General features: G+C 70.1%; 18 protein-coding genes. 13 read left to right on the plus strand and 5 right to left on the minus strand.

The window, feature by feature from the left end; genetic code table 11:
• Window positions 1-388: 388 nt before the first annotated feature.
• Window positions 389-751, minus strand: a complete 363-nt coding sequence (locus ABT053_RS13505) for a DsrE family protein (RefSeq protein ID WP_350969237.1) — start codon at window positions 749-751, stop codon at window positions 389-391.
• 67 nt (window positions 752-818) lie between these two features.
• Between ABT053_RS13505 and ABT053_RS13510 the strand changes: the two genes are divergently transcribed.
• The 3 genes from ABT053_RS13510 (at window position 819) to ABT053_RS13520 (ending at window position 3,103) form a co-directional block, all read left to right on the plus strand.
• Window positions 819-1,328, plus strand: a complete 510-nt coding sequence (locus ABT053_RS13510) for a heme-binding beta-barrel domain-containing protein (RefSeq protein WP_350969238.1) — start codon at window positions 819-821, stop codon at window positions 1,326-1,328.
• A gap of 190 nt (window positions 1,329-1,518) precedes the next feature.
• Entirely contained in the window at window positions 1,519-1,824 is a 306-nt protein-coding gene (locus ABT053_RS13515; protein ID WP_344746924.1) for a DUF2470 domain-containing protein, read from the plus strand.
• Between the two features lie 343 nt (window positions 1,825-2,167).
• Window positions 2,168-3,103 (plus strand): NAD(P)-dependent oxidoreductase, encoded by a 936-nt coding sequence (locus ABT053_RS13520; RefSeq protein ID WP_350969239.1) that lies wholly within the window; start codon window positions 2,168-2,170, stop codon window positions 3,101-3,103.
• A 639-nt stretch (window positions 3,104-3,742) separates the two neighbouring features.
• Here ABT053_RS13520 and ABT053_RS13525 read toward each other — a convergent pair.
• Entirely contained in the window at window positions 3,743-4,126 is a 384-nt protein-coding gene (locus tag ABT053_RS13525; RefSeq protein WP_350969240.1) for a hypothetical protein, read from the minus strand.
• A 382-nt stretch (window positions 4,127-4,508) separates the two neighbouring features.
• Window positions 4,509-4,682, minus strand: a complete 174-nt coding sequence (locus ABT053_RS13530; RefSeq protein ID WP_350969241.1) for a hypothetical protein — start codon at window positions 4,680-4,682, stop codon at window positions 4,509-4,511.
• 132 nt (window positions 4,683-4,814) lie between these two features.
• Here ABT053_RS13530 and ABT053_RS13535 point away from each other — a divergent pair, with 132 nt between their 5' ends.
• The 6 genes from ABT053_RS13535 (at window position 4,815) to ygfZ (ending at window position 8,870) form a co-directional block, all read left to right on the plus strand.
• Window positions 4,815-5,666, plus strand: coding sequence for a helix-turn-helix domain-containing protein (locus ABT053_RS13535; protein WP_350969242.1), 852 nt, complete (start codon window positions 4,815-4,817; stop codon window positions 5,664-5,666).
• Window positions 5,663-5,881: a DUF397 domain-containing protein gene (locus ABT053_RS13540; RefSeq protein ID WP_350969244.1), complete on the plus strand. Its 219-nt coding sequence runs from the start codon at window positions 5,663-5,665 to the stop codon at window positions 5,879-5,881. The genes ABT053_RS13535 and ABT053_RS13540 overlap by 4 nt, the downstream gene beginning before the upstream one ends.
• 190 nt (window positions 5,882-6,071) lie before the next feature.
• Window positions 6,072-6,656 carry a hypothetical protein gene (locus tag ABT053_RS13545; RefSeq protein WP_350969245.1) on the plus strand — a complete coding sequence of 195 codons (585 nt, stop codon included), beginning with the start codon at window positions 6,072-6,074 and terminating at the stop codon, window positions 6,654-6,656.
• Window positions 6,653-7,117, plus strand: coding sequence for a hypothetical protein (locus ABT053_RS13550; protein ID WP_350969246.1), 465 nt, complete (start codon window positions 6,653-6,655; stop codon window positions 7,115-7,117). The genes ABT053_RS13545 and ABT053_RS13550 overlap by 4 nt, the downstream gene beginning before the upstream one ends.
• Window positions 7,118-7,244: 127 nt before the next feature.
• On the plus strand, window positions 7,245-7,658 hold the full coding sequence (locus ABT053_RS13555; protein ID WP_350969247.1) for a Fur family transcriptional regulator: 414 nt from the start codon (window positions 7,245-7,247) through the stop codon (window positions 7,656-7,658).
• A 228-nt stretch (window positions 7,659-7,886) separates the two neighbouring features.
• Window positions 7,887-8,870, plus strand: coding sequence for a CAF17-like 4Fe-4S cluster assembly/insertion protein YgfZ (ygfZ, locus tag ABT053_RS13560; RefSeq protein ID WP_350969249.1), 984 nt, complete (start codon window positions 7,887-7,889; stop codon window positions 8,868-8,870).
• A gap of 236 nt (window positions 8,871-9,106) precedes the next feature.
• Here the strand turns inward: ygfZ and dtd are convergent, their stop codons facing one another.
• Window positions 9,107-9,532, minus strand: coding sequence for a D-aminoacyl-tRNA deacylase (dtd, locus tag ABT053_RS13565; RefSeq protein ID WP_344746920.1), 426 nt, complete (start codon window positions 9,530-9,532; stop codon window positions 9,107-9,109).
• 57 nt (window positions 9,533-9,589) lie between these two features.
• On the opposite strand from dtd, the gene ABT053_RS13570 reads away from it, so the two are divergent.
• Window positions 9,590-10,540 carry an asparaginase gene (locus tag ABT053_RS13570; protein WP_350969250.1) on the plus strand — a complete coding sequence of 317 codons (951 nt, stop codon included), beginning with the start codon at window positions 9,590-9,592 and terminating at the stop codon, window positions 10,538-10,540.
• Between the two features lie 69 nt (window positions 10,541-10,609).
• Here ABT053_RS13570 and ABT053_RS13575 read toward each other — a convergent pair whose 3' ends face one another.
• Window positions 10,610-12,148: a DUF2207 domain-containing protein gene (locus ABT053_RS13575; RefSeq protein WP_350969252.1), complete on the minus strand. Its 1,539-nt coding sequence runs from the start codon at window positions 12,146-12,148 to the stop codon at window positions 10,610-10,612.
• Between the two features lie 461 nt (window positions 12,149-12,609).
• Between ABT053_RS13575 and ABT053_RS13580 the strand changes: the two genes are divergently transcribed.
• From ABT053_RS13580 to ABT053_RS13590, 3 genes are all read left to right on the plus strand, one after another.
• Window positions 12,610-13,638, plus strand: coding sequence for a neutral zinc metallopeptidase (locus tag ABT053_RS13580; RefSeq protein WP_350969254.1), 1,029 nt, complete (start codon window positions 12,610-12,612; stop codon window positions 13,636-13,638).
• Window positions 13,639-13,840: 202 nt separating this feature from the next.
• Complete coding sequence (locus tag ABT053_RS13585; RefSeq protein ID WP_350969255.1) at window positions 13,841-14,524, plus strand: SGNH/GDSL hydrolase family protein; 684 nt, start codon at window positions 13,841-13,843, stop codon at window positions 14,522-14,524.
• 253 nt (window positions 14,525-14,777) lie between these two features.
• Window positions 14,778-15,095, plus strand: a complete 318-nt coding sequence (locus ABT053_RS13590) for a hypothetical protein (protein WP_350969256.1) — start codon at window positions 14,778-14,780, stop codon at window positions 15,093-15,095.
• The last annotated feature ends 172 nt before the right edge of the window (window positions 15,096-15,267 follow it).

The following is a 15,267-nucleotide window of genomic DNA, read 5'->3' on the forward strand; positions in this document are numbered from 1 at the left end:
CGCCGAAGACAGGGGCACCTCACCGGCGGCCCGGTCTTGCCGGGCGGCCGGTGGCTCGACGGTCGTCCGGCAGGCGTTGTTACGGCGGCCCCGGCTCGATGGTCCCGGCTCGACGGGGGCGGTGTTCCGGTGGCCGCGGGTTCGAGAAGCGCTGTTCCGGGGGCCCCGGGGCCGGTGGCCGCGAGGCCGGTAGCCATGGGTTCGGTGGACCTGGGGCCGGTGGGACGGTGGCCATGGGTTCGGTGAGCCCGGGTCCGGTTGGACGGTGGCCGTGGGTTCGGTGGGCCCGGGGCCGGTCGGCCGGTGGTCGCGGGTCCGGTGGTCGGTCGTCCGGGGTGGGCGGTGTTTCGGCGTCTTTGGTTTCGGCGACCTCAGTGTTTCGGCGGCCTCAGTAGACGAGGGCCTGGACGCCCTCGCCCAGCACCTCTTCCACGAAGGTGGGGGCCCCCGCGATGCGGATGCCCTCGATCACGTCGTCGACCGTGATGTCCCGCCGGGCCGCGCACTGCGTGCACAGGGTCACCTTGCCCCCCGCGAGGACCGCGTCGAGCAGGTCGCCGAGCTGGGCCGCGTGCGGGAGGGTGAACTCCTTCGCCCGGCCGGGAAGGGCGAACCAGGCGGATTCGCCCGTCAGCCAGAGCGAGACGGGAACCCCGCTCGCCAACGCCGCCGCGGCCACCGTGAAAGCCTGATTGCAGCGCTCGGGTGAGTCTTCGCCTGCGGTAACCTTGATCACCAGTGATCGTGCCATGCTCGAAGCCTATGCGGCCCGGTGTCACCGGCGCGAACCATACCCGAGCGGCCCTAGGCTCGTTTCCATGGACGTTCCCGAACTTCATCCCGATCTTGAGTCGATCGCCTTCCTCGTGGGCCGATGGGAAGGCGCCGGGGTCGGGGGATATCCGACGATCGAGAGCTTCAACTTCGGCCAGGAGATCGTCTTCGGTCACAACGGCAAGCCGTTCCTGACCTACACCAGCCGCACCTGGCTGCTCGACGAGGCGGGCGGCAAGGTCCGCCCGCTGGGCACGGAGACCGGTTTCTGGCGCCAGCTCCCGGGCCGCCAGCTCGAGGTGTGCCTGTCGCACCCCACGGGCATCGTGGAGATCTACGTCGGTGAGGTGGTCTTCAACAAGATCGAGCTTCAGACCGACGTGGTGGCCCGCACCGCGACCGCCAAGGAGTACACGGCGGGCCACCGCCTCTACGGGCTGGTCAACGGCAACCTGATGTGGGCGTACGACATGGCAGCCATGGGCCAGCAGCTCCAGTCCCACATCTCGGCCGAGCTCAAGCGGGTCGGTGACTTCGTACCCGACGAGGTGTGAGGTCCGTGTCGGGGGCCGGGTGAGGTTCGTCGCCGACACCGGATGAGCTCAAGGTCTCCACCTGACGTCTCCGCCCGGTGTCTTCGCTCGGGATTCGAGACCGGATGAGGCCGGCCCCCTGAAGCGGCACGAATGCCCGGGCCCGGGACCCGCGACCGGGCAGGACACGGCCCTGGTTACGCTCTGGAGCATGAGCACCCCCTTCACCCCCGACGTGGTCGAGGCCATCAAGCGCCACATGAACGACGACCACGCCGATGACGCGCTGCTGATCTGCAGGGGCCTCGGCGGCCAGCCCGAGGCCACCGGTGCGACGACGACCGGCGTCGACGCCGAGGCGATCGAGTTCGCCGCCGTGGTCGGCGGGCGGGACGTCACGGTCCGGGTCCCCTGGAGCGGCACGCTGACCGAACGCGCCCAGGTCCGCATGGAGGTCGTCCGCCTCTACCGTGACGCCTGCGCCGCCCTCGGCGTCCCCGCCCGCGGCGAGCACTGACCCGCGGATCCCCGTCCTCTCCCTCGTTCTTCACGCCGCCCGTGCGCCGGGCCGGATCCGGTGGAGGCGGTGACCCGGCACGGCCCGTGCCGTCCGGTCGGGCATGGGCTGGGGTTTCCCCGAGCGGGGCCCCTTTCTTCAACGGGCCCCGGCAGGGCTCCTCGACAGGACCTCTCCCCGACAGGGCTCCTTCGACGGGGACCCTTCTCCCGAACGGGAAGCGGGAAACGAGGAACGGGAGGAGCCGGTGGGTCGGTTGATGACGGTCCGGTCACTGTCGAGACCGATCGTGGCGTTCGTGGAAAGCTCCCAGATACCAAAATTTCCTGAAAAAGGAGGCGCGGTGAAACCACGAGCACTCGTACTGGCGCCGATGCGAGGTCAGGAGTGGAACCGCCTGAGAGAGCTGATCGACGTCCACTACGACCCGGCCGACCACCGTCCCCACCAGGCGGCCGAGCTCGCCCGGCAGCTCGCGGACACCGGCGCGCGCATCCTCATCACCGAGTCCGACGAGGTCGCCGGTCCGGTCCTGGACCTTCCCCTGCTGGTCGTGGGCTGCGCCCGTAGCGAGGCGGGGAACGTGGACCTCCCGGCCGCCACGGCGAAGGGCATCCCCGTCGTCTGCGCCCCCGGACGCGACGCCGACGCGATCGCCGAGCTCACCCTCGCCCTGGTCCTCGCGGTGACCCGCCGGGTGGCGGTCGGCGACAGGGAGATCCGGCAGGGCATGGCCTCCTACCGGCGCCACCGCGCGTGGGAGCTCGCGGGCCGGACCGTCGGCCTGATCGGCTACGGGGTGGTCGGCCACGCGGTGGCCTGGCGGATGAAGGGGCTGGGCATGCGCGTCATGGTCCACGACCCCGAGGCGGCGGAGAACCGGTACGGGCTCGACGTCCTGCTGGCACAGGCCGACGTCGTCTCCGTGCACGCCCCCGCGTCGGCGGGCAGGCTGGTCGGCGCGGGGGAGTTCGCCGCGATGAAGCCCGGAGCGATCTTCGTCAACACCGCGGACGCGGCCCTGCACGACATGGACGCGCTCGTCGGAGCCCTGAAGGCGGGCCATCTCGGCGGCGCGGCCCTCGACCGGTTCGCCGGGGAGTGGCTCGACCCGGCCCACCCGCTCGCCGACATGGACAACGTGGTGCTCACCCCTCACCTGGGCTCGGGAACCTACGACACCGAGATCAACCACACCCGGATGATCTGCGAGGACATCGTCAGGGTCCTCGGCGGCGAGCGCCCGCTGCACTGCGCCAACCCCGGCTTCCAGGAGTGAGGGCCGACGCGCCCTCGCGATGAGAAGGCGGTCTCACGGAAGGGAGCGGTCCCGCGAGGGGGGACCGGTCTCTCGACGGGGGGCGCTGCTCCGTGAAGCCCGCGAAAAGGAGACGGTCCCGCGAAGAGTGGCGGCCCGGCGAAGGGGAGGCGGTCCCGCGAAAGGTCGGTGGCCCGGCGAGGGCGAGGCGGTCCCGCAGCGGGGCGGCTTCCGGGAGGGGCTTCGCGGAAGCAGGGTGATCGAGAAGGAACGTCGGAAAGGGAAGAACCCCGGGCCACTTCCCCCTGCTCCGCAGGGGGGCCGGTGGACTACAGGCGGGATCGCCCGCCTCCGGCGGCCCGGGGTTCCGGTGATTGTCGTGGATTCGCCGAACGTCGCCAGACGCCCGGACAGAGTCCGGTCGCGGCGTCCTAGCGGACAGCCACCTCGCTAGCCCAACTATGAGCAACCATCGTTCGGACCACCTCCTTTCGGCGTGCCTGTACGTTATGAAACTCCGCGCCCCCAGGGCAAATGAATTTTCCCGGCCTGTCGACGCCACCCGAAGTCGGCCGTCTGACCAGCCATAAGGGCCGATGCGTGCACCCGCTCCGTCTCCGCTGGCGGTTCCTGAATGAAAGCCGATGCCGTCGGTCGCGTTCAGAGCGCCGGGTGCGACCGGCTCATGGGCCGGTGCTCGGCCGGGCGGCAGTGGACGGTCAGCATGCCGTACAGGCGGATGGCGTCGGCTACGGAGACGCATGTTCCGGTGGCGCCGGTGAGGAACAGTTCGACGCCGGGGTGGCCGTGGACGAACCACAGGCGGCCTGTCGTCTCCGACGAGACGATGTCGCCGGGACGCGGCTCGGTCATGCGGATCTCCTCCTTGCCGGGCAGGTAGCGGTTCTGTAGCAGCGCCTCGTTCTCCAGCGTCCGCTCGACCAGCTCGTCGGCGGATGGTCGGCGGCGTCCGGCGATGAACGTTTCCAGGTCCCGCTGGGCGGCGAGCGCTCCGGCCTGGGCTTCCGCTTCGTTCTCGCTCACCATTCCTCCTGGACTGTCGGGGCCGGTCCCTGCCCGCACCCGGAGCGGGCAGGGACCGGATGCCCAGCGGCAGGCACGGGGGCACCTGCCGCTGGACGAACGGGGTGGTCTCCGCCCGAGGTGTGGGCGGGCGGAGACCAGGCCCGGCAGTGAGTCCTGCCTCTGCCGGGCGGGTGCCGGGTCGGTGGCGAGGAGGACGAGTCCCTCCACCGGCCCGGCGTCGGGCGGTCCCGCCCTCGCCCCTCCAAGCTGGGGCGGGACCGAACCTCACGGGCCCCCACGACGCGTGAGGCTCTCGGCCGCTCATGGCCGACCGAGAAACGACCCGGCTACCGCGTCAGGCGGCGGTAGCCGGAGGTTTAGGGGAACCGGGTCGTACAGATCACGGGGTGATCTCCTTGAGGGCTTCGGCGAGGTCCTCAAGCGTTTCCCTGCTGATCGTCAGTGCCGAATGCTTGTTCATCGCCCACCAGCGGCCCGTTCCGAGGAGCCAGATCAGCCAATCGGGATGGGCTTCGCGCACGCTGTCCGCGAACAGCGTTACTCGTACAGTCATGAGACCTACACTCCGCGTAGCGGTTGAGTGCTTCTATAATCACTCCCAAGACTCAAACTTGCAATACCAAAACAAGCAAGACCCAAATGTCTGCTTTGCCGTACGATCGGCTTCTCCCTCCAGGAGGCATCCATGACCTACAGCCCCACTGTGAGACGTCGCCGCCTGTCCGCCGCCCTTCGCCGGGCGAGGGAAGAGGCCAATCTCACCGCCGACGCCGCAGCTAAGCTCCTGCGCTGGCCCGCGTCCAAAGTGACGCGTATCGAGCGGAACGAGTGGCGGCGGCCGACGGTCAGCGACGTGACCGACCTGCTCGACATCTACGGCGTCACTGACGGAGCCGTACGCCTGGCGATGACCACGCTCGCCCGGCAGGCGCGTGAACGCGGCTGGTGGGAGGGGGAGATGAAGGCCGAGCTCGGTGGCAGCCTGGTCGAGTTCGAAACCGAAGCCTCACGGATCAGAACATTTCAAGCGCTTCTGGTTCCCGGCCTGTTGCAGACCGCCGACTACGCGCGAGCGGTGTTCAGGGGCGGCATGGTCCTCGACGAGACCATGGTCGAACGACGCGTCCAGGCGCGGCTCGCCCGCCAGCGGATCCTGGAGCGCGACCAGCCGCCCGTCTTCTGGGCCGTCATCGACGAAGCCGCTCTGGCCAAGCACGTCGGCGGCCCGGCGACGATGCGCGAGCAGCTCCGGCACCTGATCGAGATGGCCGCCAGACCGAACATCGGGATCCAGGTCCTCCCGAATGTCGTGGGCGCCCACGCGGCGATGACCGGCTCGTTCGTGATCCTGGCCTACGCGACACCCGACGACTCCGAGCTGGTGTACATAGAGACCGGCGCGAGCGGGGACCTCTATATCGAATCCCCGGAGGAGATAGAGCGCTATACGCTCAAGTACGACCACGTAAGGGCGAGCGCGCTCTCAGCGGACGCCTCGGTGTCTTACCTGGCGGACCTGGTCGAACAATTGAAGTGAGGGAGATCGTGGACCACACCCAGTCCGAGACGCTCACCTGGCGCAAGGCCCGTCGCAGCAGCGCCGAGGGCGGCGACTGCGTCGAGGTGGCGGACCTGGTCGATGGCGGTCGAGCCGTACGAGACAGCAAGGATCCGAGCGGGCCGATGCTTCGCTTCACTTCCGGCGAGTGGAACGCGTTCGTCGGCGGTGTGAAAAACGGCGAGTTCGGCTGATTCGCCTGGTACGGAGCGAGCCCCCGCCGGTGGATGGGCGGGGGCTCTTCGTCGCCCGCCCTGGCGAACGACCTCGCTCCCTTGACCACCGTCGGCACCCTGAGCGCGAGGAGGCACTCACCGTGTTTGGACAATCACTGAAGGCAACAGACTTGCTATAGATGCATGATACTATTCATCTATGAGGGCAATGCCACCTCTGCTGCTACCCCTGCTCCGCTCCAACGTCATAGGCGAGTTGCTCGCCTGGCTGTATCTGCACCCTGAGAACGAGTATTCGACAACCGACCTCGCCGTACGAACAGGCTCGTCCCAGGCAACGATGAGCCGTGAGGCGGACCGGCTCGCCGATGCCGGGCTGACCTTGGAGAGGCGGCACGGCAACCTGCGTCTCATTCGCGCCAACCTCGACACGATCGTCGCGCGGCCACTGACCGATCTCCTGGCGGTGACCTTTGGTCCGGCAGCCGTCCTGCCACCTCTCCTCCAGCCGATCTCCGGCATCGACGAGGCCTACATTTACGGCTCCTGGGCCGCTCGACACGCGAATCAGGCCGGGCCTCTGCCACGTGACATCGATGTTCTCGTCGTGGGATCCGCAGATGAGGACGAGCTCTACGACGCGGCGCGAACGGCCGAACGAATTCTCGGCCGTGAGGTGAACATCAGCCGGATCTCCTCGGCGACGTGGACCGGCGACGTGGACAACCCCTTCGTAATCTCCCTGCGAAGCAAACCTCTCCACTCCCTGATTCAGAAACGGATCACCTCATGAGATGGATGCAAGGGCGCGGTCAGATCGACAGCATGCTGGCCTCGGGTCAGCTGGAGCGCGTCCCGCCGAGCCGGGAACACGCGGACACCCTGCTGGCTCAGGCCGGGCGGCACATCAAACTCGCCCACAGCGGCTTCGAGACAGATTCGACGGGCGCGTATCAACTTCTCTACGACGCCTCTCGAAAAGCCCTGGCGTCCATCCTGGAGAACCAGGGCCTGCGAGCCACCAGCAGGGGCGGTCACCTCGCCGTGCTGGACGCGGTCACCGCCCAGCTGGATCCTCCCCTCGGGCAGTCGCTTCGCTCATTCGATCGGATGCGCCGTAGACGTAACAGCGCCGAATACCCCCGCCCCGACACTCCGGGGATCACTCCCGAAGACGTCGTGCGGGATATCGCCAAAGCTGAGGAGTTCCTGACACTTGCTGCCAAGGTCCTGGATCAGATGAGCCCCTACTGATGTGAGCCTGCGGTCATGCTTTTTGTATTTCGCCGGTGGGGCCCTGCTTCTGGCGCCGGGCCGTTGTTCTCCGGCCTCTCGGGCCGTAGGACGACGAGGAGAGCCCCCGTGCTCATAGACTCTGGATATGACCGAGACGTCGTGGCATGAGGAACTGCGGGCGCGCGGTTACCGGGTCACTCCGCAACGCCAGCTGGTGCTTGAGGCGGTCAAGGCCTGCGAGCACGCCACTCCAGAGGAGATCTGCACCCGGGTGCGGGAGACCGCGCGCGGGGTGAACATATCAACCGTCTACCGGACCCTTGAGCTCCTCGAGGAGCTCGGCATGGTCACCCACTCTCACCTCGGGCACGGCGCCCCCACCTACCACCTGACGGCCGAGGCCGATCATGTGCACCTGGTCTGCCGTGGCTGCGGGGAGATCAGCGAGGTCAGCCCCGACCTGGTGGAGAACTTCGTCGCCAACCTCGACCAGAAGCTCGGGTTCCTCACCGACGTGCACCACCTGACGGTCTTCGGCCGCTGCCGCAACTGCCGCTGAACGGGCGGGGAGACCCCCGCCGGGACGCGTCACCCGGTAACCCGGAGGAACGGGGTGCGTCGCCGGGTCACCGGGAGGGACGGGGTTGCTTCGCCGGGTCACCGGGAGAAACCACCGCCCGGGTACGCCGCCGAGCCGCCAAGCCGCCGAGGTGTGCCGTACGACCGGGGACCCGCCCGGGGAAGAGGCGCTGCCGTCCTCTTTGGCGGGGCCTCGTAGGCTGTGTCCATGCGAAGCCCTCTGCTGGACACTCCCGGCGCGGTCGCGGCTGAGACGCCCGACGCCGACGTCGCCGGACACTACGGCGACCCGTTCGCCGAGCAGCGCGCGCTGCTCGCCGGAGAGGCGATGGTCGACCGGAGCAACCGCGAGGTCGTCCGGATCTCCGGACCTGACCGTCTGAGCTGGCTCAACAGCCTCAGCTCGCAGAAACTCGACGACCTGAAACCCGGTCTGCCCACCGAGACGCTGCTGCTGGACGCCCAGGGCAGGGTGGAGCACCACCTCGTCCTCGTCGACGACGGCGAGGCGGTGTGGGCGCACGTCGAGCCGGGCACCGGCGCGGAGGTGGCCGCGTTCCTCGACAAGATGCGGTTCATGCTGAGGGTCGAGGTCACCGACGTGACGGATCGCTACGCCGTGGTCTCCGTGGCGGGGGAGGCGCACCCCGACCTGCCCGAGGGCGCCGTCGCCGTCGGCCGGGACATCCTGCTCCCGCGCGACCTGCTGGCCGGGCGGCTCGGGCTGCGACTCGCCGGGCTCTGGGCGTACGAGGCGCTGCGGATCGAGGGGCACCGTCCCCGCCTCGGCTTCGAGACCGACCACAAGACGATCCCGCACGAGGTGGGCTGGATCGGCACGGCCCTCCACCTCAACAAGGGCTGCTACAAGGGCCAGGAGACCGTGGCCCGCGTGCACAACCTTGGCCACCCGCCCCGCCGCCTGGTCTTCCTGCACCTGGACGGCAGCGTCGACACCCTGCCCAAGCACGGCACCCCGGTGACCCTCGACGGCACGGAGGTCGGTTTCGTGGGAAGCTCCGCGCGCCACCACGAGCTGGGCCCGGTCGCGCTGGCCGTGGTGAAGCGGACCGTGCCGGTGGACACCACGCTGGAGGCCGGGGGGGTGGCCGCGTCTCAGGAGGTCATCGTGCCGCCGGACGCCGGGCGCAACGTCCAGATCGACCCGAGCCTGCGCCGCCGCCTCCGCTGAAAGCCGAGCTGTCGCCGTTGCCTTCGCTGAAAGCCGACGGCCGACGGCCGGTGGCCGACGTCATGTCCAGGGCGGGCCGCTCCGGTATGTCCCGGGCGGGCCGCTCCGGTCCGCCCGGATGTCGCGTCCCGGCTCCCGGCCGCATCGGCTTTCCGTGTGTCCTGAAACGGTCGTCGTCCGGCGTCGGCTCTCCCGGGTGTCGTGACGACACGACCCCGGGCGCGGTGCAGATGTGTTCAGATGTCCAGGACCAGGGTGATCGGGCCGTCGTTGGTCAGGCCGACCTTCATGTCGGCGCCGAACACCCCGGTCTCCACGCGGGCGCCCAGCCCGCGAAGCTCGGCGCAGACCGCCTCCACCAGGGGTTCGGCGACCGGGCCCGGGGCGGCGGCCTGCCAGGTGGGACGGCGTCCCTTGCGGGTGTCGCCGTACAGGGTGAACTGGCTGACCACCAGCAGGGGCGCGCCGATGTCGGAGCAGGACTTCTCGCCGGAGAGGATCCGCAGGCCCCAGAGCTTGGCGGCGAGCCTGGCCGCCTCGGCGCGCGTGTCGGTGTGGGTCACGCCGACCAGGACCAGCAGCCCCGGCTCGTCGATCGCCCCGACCGTCACGCCGTCCACCACCACCGACGCGGAACTCACCCGCTGTACGACCGCACGCATGCCCCCATCATCCCGCGCTCCCGGGCATCCCTAGACTTCGGACGAAAGGAGACAAAGGTGTCTGCTGAGTCATTGTTCGTCGAGGTCGTCCGCTCGGGGTTCGTGGAGTCCACCCACCGGGCGCGGATGCTCGCGGTGGCCGCCGACGGGTCGCTGGTGAGGGTCCACGGGGAGGTGGACGCGCTGGTGTCGCCGCGCTCGTCCATGAAGCCCCTGCAGGCGCTCGCCATGGTCCGCGCCGGGCTCCCCCTGGAGGGGGAGCTGCTCGCGCTGGCGTGCGCGAGTCACGCGGGGGAGCCGTTCCACGTGGACGGGGTACGCAGGATCCTGGCCGGGGCCGGGCTGGACGAGAGCGCGCTCGGCTGCCCGGAGGACCTGCCGGAGGACGTCGCCTCCCGCGACGAGGTGCTGCGTTCCGGGGGGAGCCGGGCCAGGGTCTACATGAACTGCTCGGGCAAGCACGCGGCGATGCTCGCCACCTGCGCGGTCAACGGCTGGCCGCTGGAGACCTACCTCGACCCGGCGCACCCGCTGCAGCGGGCCGTACGCGCCACGGTCGAGGAACTGACCGGTGAGCGCGTCGCCGCGAGCGGGGTGGACGGTTGCGGCGCCCCGCTGTTCTTCGTCTCGATGCTGGGCGTGACCCGGGCGTTCCGCGCCCTCGTCCGGTCCGGTGAGGACACCCCGGAGCGCCGCGTCGCCGACGCCTTCCGCGCCCACCCCGAGTGGACGTCGGGCACCACCCGCCCCGAGGCCCGGCTGATGCGGGCGGTCCCCGGGCTGTTGGTGAAGGCCGGGGCCGAGGCGTTCGACGCCTTCGTCTTCTCCGACGGGCGCTCGGGAACCGTCAAGGTCGAGGACGGCGGCCAGCGCGCCCGGGTCCCGGTCACCGTCGCGGCCCTGACCGCCCTCGGCTTCGAGGCCCCCGGGCTCGACGAGCTCGCCGCCGGGGTCCTGCTCGGCGGGGGACGTCCCGTGGGCGAGATCCGCGTGCGGGGACCGCTGTAGATCCGGGTACGACGACCACGACGACCACGGCGACCACCGCAGATCCGCGTGCGGCGGTCCCCGTGGTTCCTACAGGGAGCGGAACTGGCGGGTGGTGGATATCGCCCCCGAGGTGGTCATGGTGAAGGTCCGCATCGAGTCGGCGAACCTGGACAGGTCCCACTCTGCCGGGCCGTGGTACCAGTACAGGTGGTCGGCCTGCTGGCCGTTGCCGGTGACCGAGGAGACCACGCGGGCCCAGCGGTCGACGCTGTCGAAGATCACGGCGTAGGGCAGGTAGCGGGAGAACAGCTCCACCCGCTGGGCCACCGGGACGTCCCCGCCGATGTCGGCACCGGACAGATACTCCCTGAAGCCCAGGGTGTGGGCGAGGGCGCCCGCGCCCTTCGCGGTCTTCGCGGGCATGTACTGGCCGCCCACGGCGAGGGCGGCACCGGCGATGATCAGAGCCAGGCCGAGCAGCCCGTACGTGGTGAACCAGGCCAGCGCGACGGTGGCGACGACGCCGAGGCCGGTGAGGACCACCCCGACGGTCGTCCAGCGGGTGCGGACGGTGTCGGGGCGGCGGGCGAACCAGCCCTGCGTGACCACGTCGCGGTAGAGCGCCTCGCGAACCTTGCCCAGCTTGGCCCCGAACGATCCCTGGAGCTCCGAGAGCAGCACCGTGTCACGGCCGTCGAAGATGGCGTCGTGGAGCTCCCGCTCGTAGGGCATCAGCGAGGCGACCTGGGCGGCGGGCATCCGGACCAGCCTCCAGTCGGGCGTCTCGTACGTCTGCCGGGGCTGCTCGTCGATCCTGAGATAGCCCCGGACGGCCAGGTCGACGATCGTGGCGGTCACGTCGATCACGTCGGCCTGCTCGTCCATGAGGGTGCCGATCTGGCCGGGACGGACGCCGTCCGGCGGGGCGAAGTGGCCGTTCTCGACACCGCTGAGCGAGCCCGACTCGTGGCCGACCACGCGGGCGTCGCGGCCCCGGGTCCAGTAGAGGAGGCCGAGGCCGCCGAGCATCAGGAGCAGCAGGGCGGCGAGCGCGCCGCCGGTGACGGCGTTCAGGGTGAAGGCGTTGGACAGCTCGAAGCGGCGCTCCAGGATCGGCGCGCCCCTGGTCGCGCCGGTGGGGTAGCCGACGACCACGGTGAGCACCTCACCGGTGCCGAGGTCCTGCTGCCCGAACTCGGCGGTGACGCCCGTGTGGTCCATGGAGGCCTCGGTGCAGGCGATCGCCGAGCTCAGGGGACCGGCGAAGCACGACAGGTTCTGCATCGTGGCGGGCCCGCTCACGCTGACCTTGGCCTGCTCGACGGGGACGGACCAGGCGCCCACCGCGTACCACCGCAGCTCCTGGGCGTCGGCCAGCGGTGTGACGGCGCCCTGGACGTCGTACTCCAGGGTGGCGCTTCCGGTGCCCTTCAGGGTGATGGTCTCGCCGGTCAGCGTGGCGTCGCCCTTGAGGCCGGTGACCCGGTAGAGACGGTCGCTGCCGTCGTCGTAGCGGGTCCGGTCGACGAGGCCGCGCGACGGCGCGTCACCCTCGAAGACGACCTCCTCCTTGACGTGGAGCACGCCGTCCTGCCGGAGCTCCAGCTGGACCGTCGTGCTCGTCACCTTCCCGGCCTGCGCGAGCCGCGTGTTCCGCCCGGCCTGGGAGGACTCCGCACCCGCGCCGCTCGCCAGCGCAGGGAAAGCCGGTGCCGGGGAAGCTGAGGAAGCCGGTGCCGAGGAAGCGAGGGCAGGGGAGGCGAGGACGGGGGAGGCGAGGGCGGGGGACGCGCTGAGTGCCAGTGCGAGAAAGGCCGTCGCGGCCAGGCTCCCGGCCGCCCGGCGGGAGAAGAACGGCCTGCGCGAGAAAGCCGACCCGCGCGGGAGAACCGTTCGGCGTGAGGGGGCCGCTCGGTGCGAGGGAGCCGCTCGGTACGAGAAAGATGCCGCCATGTGTCGGGAGCTTAGCGAGATCCACCGGCCCGCGATGGCCGACCCCCTATCCATTTTTTCCCGCTCATAAACGCATATGTGGCTATATCCGCTAGATTGCCGCCCGGAGATCAACTCTTTGGAGAGGCGGTCGCATGCGACCACGGGGGTCGAACCCGCTGGCCTTCGGTGTGCTCGGTGTTCTCGCCCTGGCGTTCGCCGCGGTCGTGGTGATCGCGGGCCTGGCCGGGGAGGAGGAGGCCGAGGTTCCCGCCGGTCCCGGGACCGCGCCGGTGGCGACGAGGAGCGCGGTCCCCCAGCAGACGGGTGACACCGAGATCACCACGCCGGACTTCACCCCGCCGGAGAAACTGGACCTCGGCTCGCTGGGCGACGTGGCGGTCACGCCGGTCGCCGCGGCGCGGAACCTCGCCGTCGACCTCCGCTACATGCGGCGCTCGGACACCGCGGCCCGGCTCAAGCGCAACCCGCTGTACGGCACGGGCCTGATGCGCCGGACCACCTGCCGCGCCCCTCGGCCCTCGACCCAGCCCCGCGACATGCTGTCCTACCTCGACGCCGTCACCGACTGCCTGGAACGGGCTTGGTCGGCGAAGTTCTCCCAGGCCGGAGCCGTCTTCCTCCCCGCGCGCAAGGTCTACTGGTCCCGTCCCGGACGAGGCCCCTGCGGGACCTATCCCGACAACTCCGCCTCCGCCTACTACTGCCCGTCCAACCGGGGCATGTACATCGGCCTGAGCCATGTGATCGAGCAGAGCGGCGACGTCGACCCCGCCAGGAACCACGTGCCCTACCTGACCGTGCTCGCCCACGAGTACGCGCACCACGTGCAGAACATGGCCGGTATCGGCGGAGCCTGGTGGTGGGAGGTCTCCAGCAAGTCCCGTACCGCCCAGGACGCCCACTCGCGCCGTCACGAGCTGCAGGCGCAGTGCCTCGCCGGGGCGTTCGTCCGCACCGTACGGGAGCCGCTGGGCGTCACCGCCGCTCGCTGGCAGGAGGTGCTGCGGACGGAGTTCGGGCGCGGCGACGACCAGAGCGGCAACCCCCGGCGCGACCACGGCAGCGGCGACCACTACGCCGCCTGGCTCCACCAGGGCTGGAAGTACGCCAGGATCGCCTACTGCAACACCTGGTCCGTCGGCCCCTCCGACGTCAGCTGACCCGCTCCCGCCCATGCCCGGGGTGGCGCCGCCCTGATACGGGAGGGCCGGGACGGGATCGTGGGTCCGATCGTGTTCGTGAGGCCGAGTCGCCACGACGGCCGGTGGACATCTGCAATCATGTCGGGAGCCCGACGTTTCCCGAGGTGGCATGCGCGCGCCCGTACGTAGACGACCGTGGACGCCCGCGGTCGCGTTTCTTGTGGCGATTTCCTGCCTCCTGTCGGGATGCAGCCTCGGCGGTGGTGCGACCACGCCGCCGGCCGCCGCCACGGCGCTCCCGCCCGCCTCGTCGCTCCCGGCCCCGCTCGTCATGATCGTCGGTGACAGCTTCACGGTCGGGTCGGGTCCGGTACGGGCGTGGGACGGCTACGCGGCCAAGGTCGCGCGGGAGCTGGGCTGGCAGCTGATCACCGCGGGCGCCGCGGGGACGGGCTTCGTCAACCCCGGCCGGGTGGGCCGGACCTTCCAGGACTCCTTCCTCAAGGAGCTCTCCTGGCGTCCCGAGCCCAACATGCTGATCATCTCCGGCGGGCGCAACGACCGCCGGATCGGAGCCGCGAGGATCGAGGACGCGGCCGTCCACCTGGTGGAGCTGGTCAGGCGGCGGTGGCCGCACACCAGGATCGTGCTGGTCGGCCCGATCTGGATGACCAGGGCTCCCCGGTGGGCCTACGACGTGCGGGAGGCCGTCCTGCTCGCCGCCGACCGGCAGGAGGTGCCCTTCCTCGACCCGTTCGAGCCCCTCGGCCCGCACGGCCGGGGCTGGGGTCGCGGGGCGGTCCTGCCCGACGGCGTCCACCCCACCCTCACCGGCCACGTGCGCCTCTCGCGCTGGATGGTCTCCGCGCTGCGCAAGTCCGGCATCGAGGCGCGCTCCTCCTGAGGGCGTCGAACCGACCGGCCGTTCCCCTTGATGGCACATAAGGGACATTTCACTATAAAACAGTCCTTAACGCCTCGATAACTCCCATAAGACGACAACCATAGTGCAAAAGGACTGAATTATCGTTTATAGGCAGAGATCGCAGGAAAGTATGACAAGCGGGGATGGGTCATATCTATCCATCACTAATGATTTCCGGCTGATCCAGAAATGCCGGGAATCGGGGTAATTGAACCTTTCGAGGGGAAAAGCAATGCCCAAGTTCAAGAGTGTTATCGCAGGGCTCGCCTTCAGCGTGGCGCTGACCGGCGGAGTTGTCGGCATGGGCGCGGCGACCACCGTCGCGAGCGCCGCCGCGACGACCACCGCGGTCACCGCGGCGGCCTTCCCGGCCTGGGGCGGCGGTGGCTGTGGCCGCCGCTGCGGTTGCGGCGGAGGTGGTTGCGGCTTCCGCGGACACCGCCACCACAGCCGCAGCCACTTCAGGGTGCGGATCAACAACCACAACAACAACAACAATTACCTGTCGAACAGGAACCGCAGCGGCGGCTTCGGCTTCGACGACGACTGACGGGTCTCCCGATCGCCGGACCACGCCCGCGACCTGATCCGGGCACGGCGTGGAGAAACCCCGTGACCGGTGCGAGCCGGTCACGGGGCCGGGGGCGGGGCGCGCGGCGCGCGGGCGCGGCCCCCCCCCCGGCGCGCCGGGCCGCGCCCGCGGCGGGGGGGGGGGCCGCCCC

Origin of the sequence: Streptosporangium sp. NPDC002524, from assembly GCF_040295985.1 — a bacterium.
Classification (GTDB): domain Bacteria; phylum Actinomycetota; class Actinomycetes; order Streptosporangiales; family Streptosporangiaceae; genus Streptosporangium.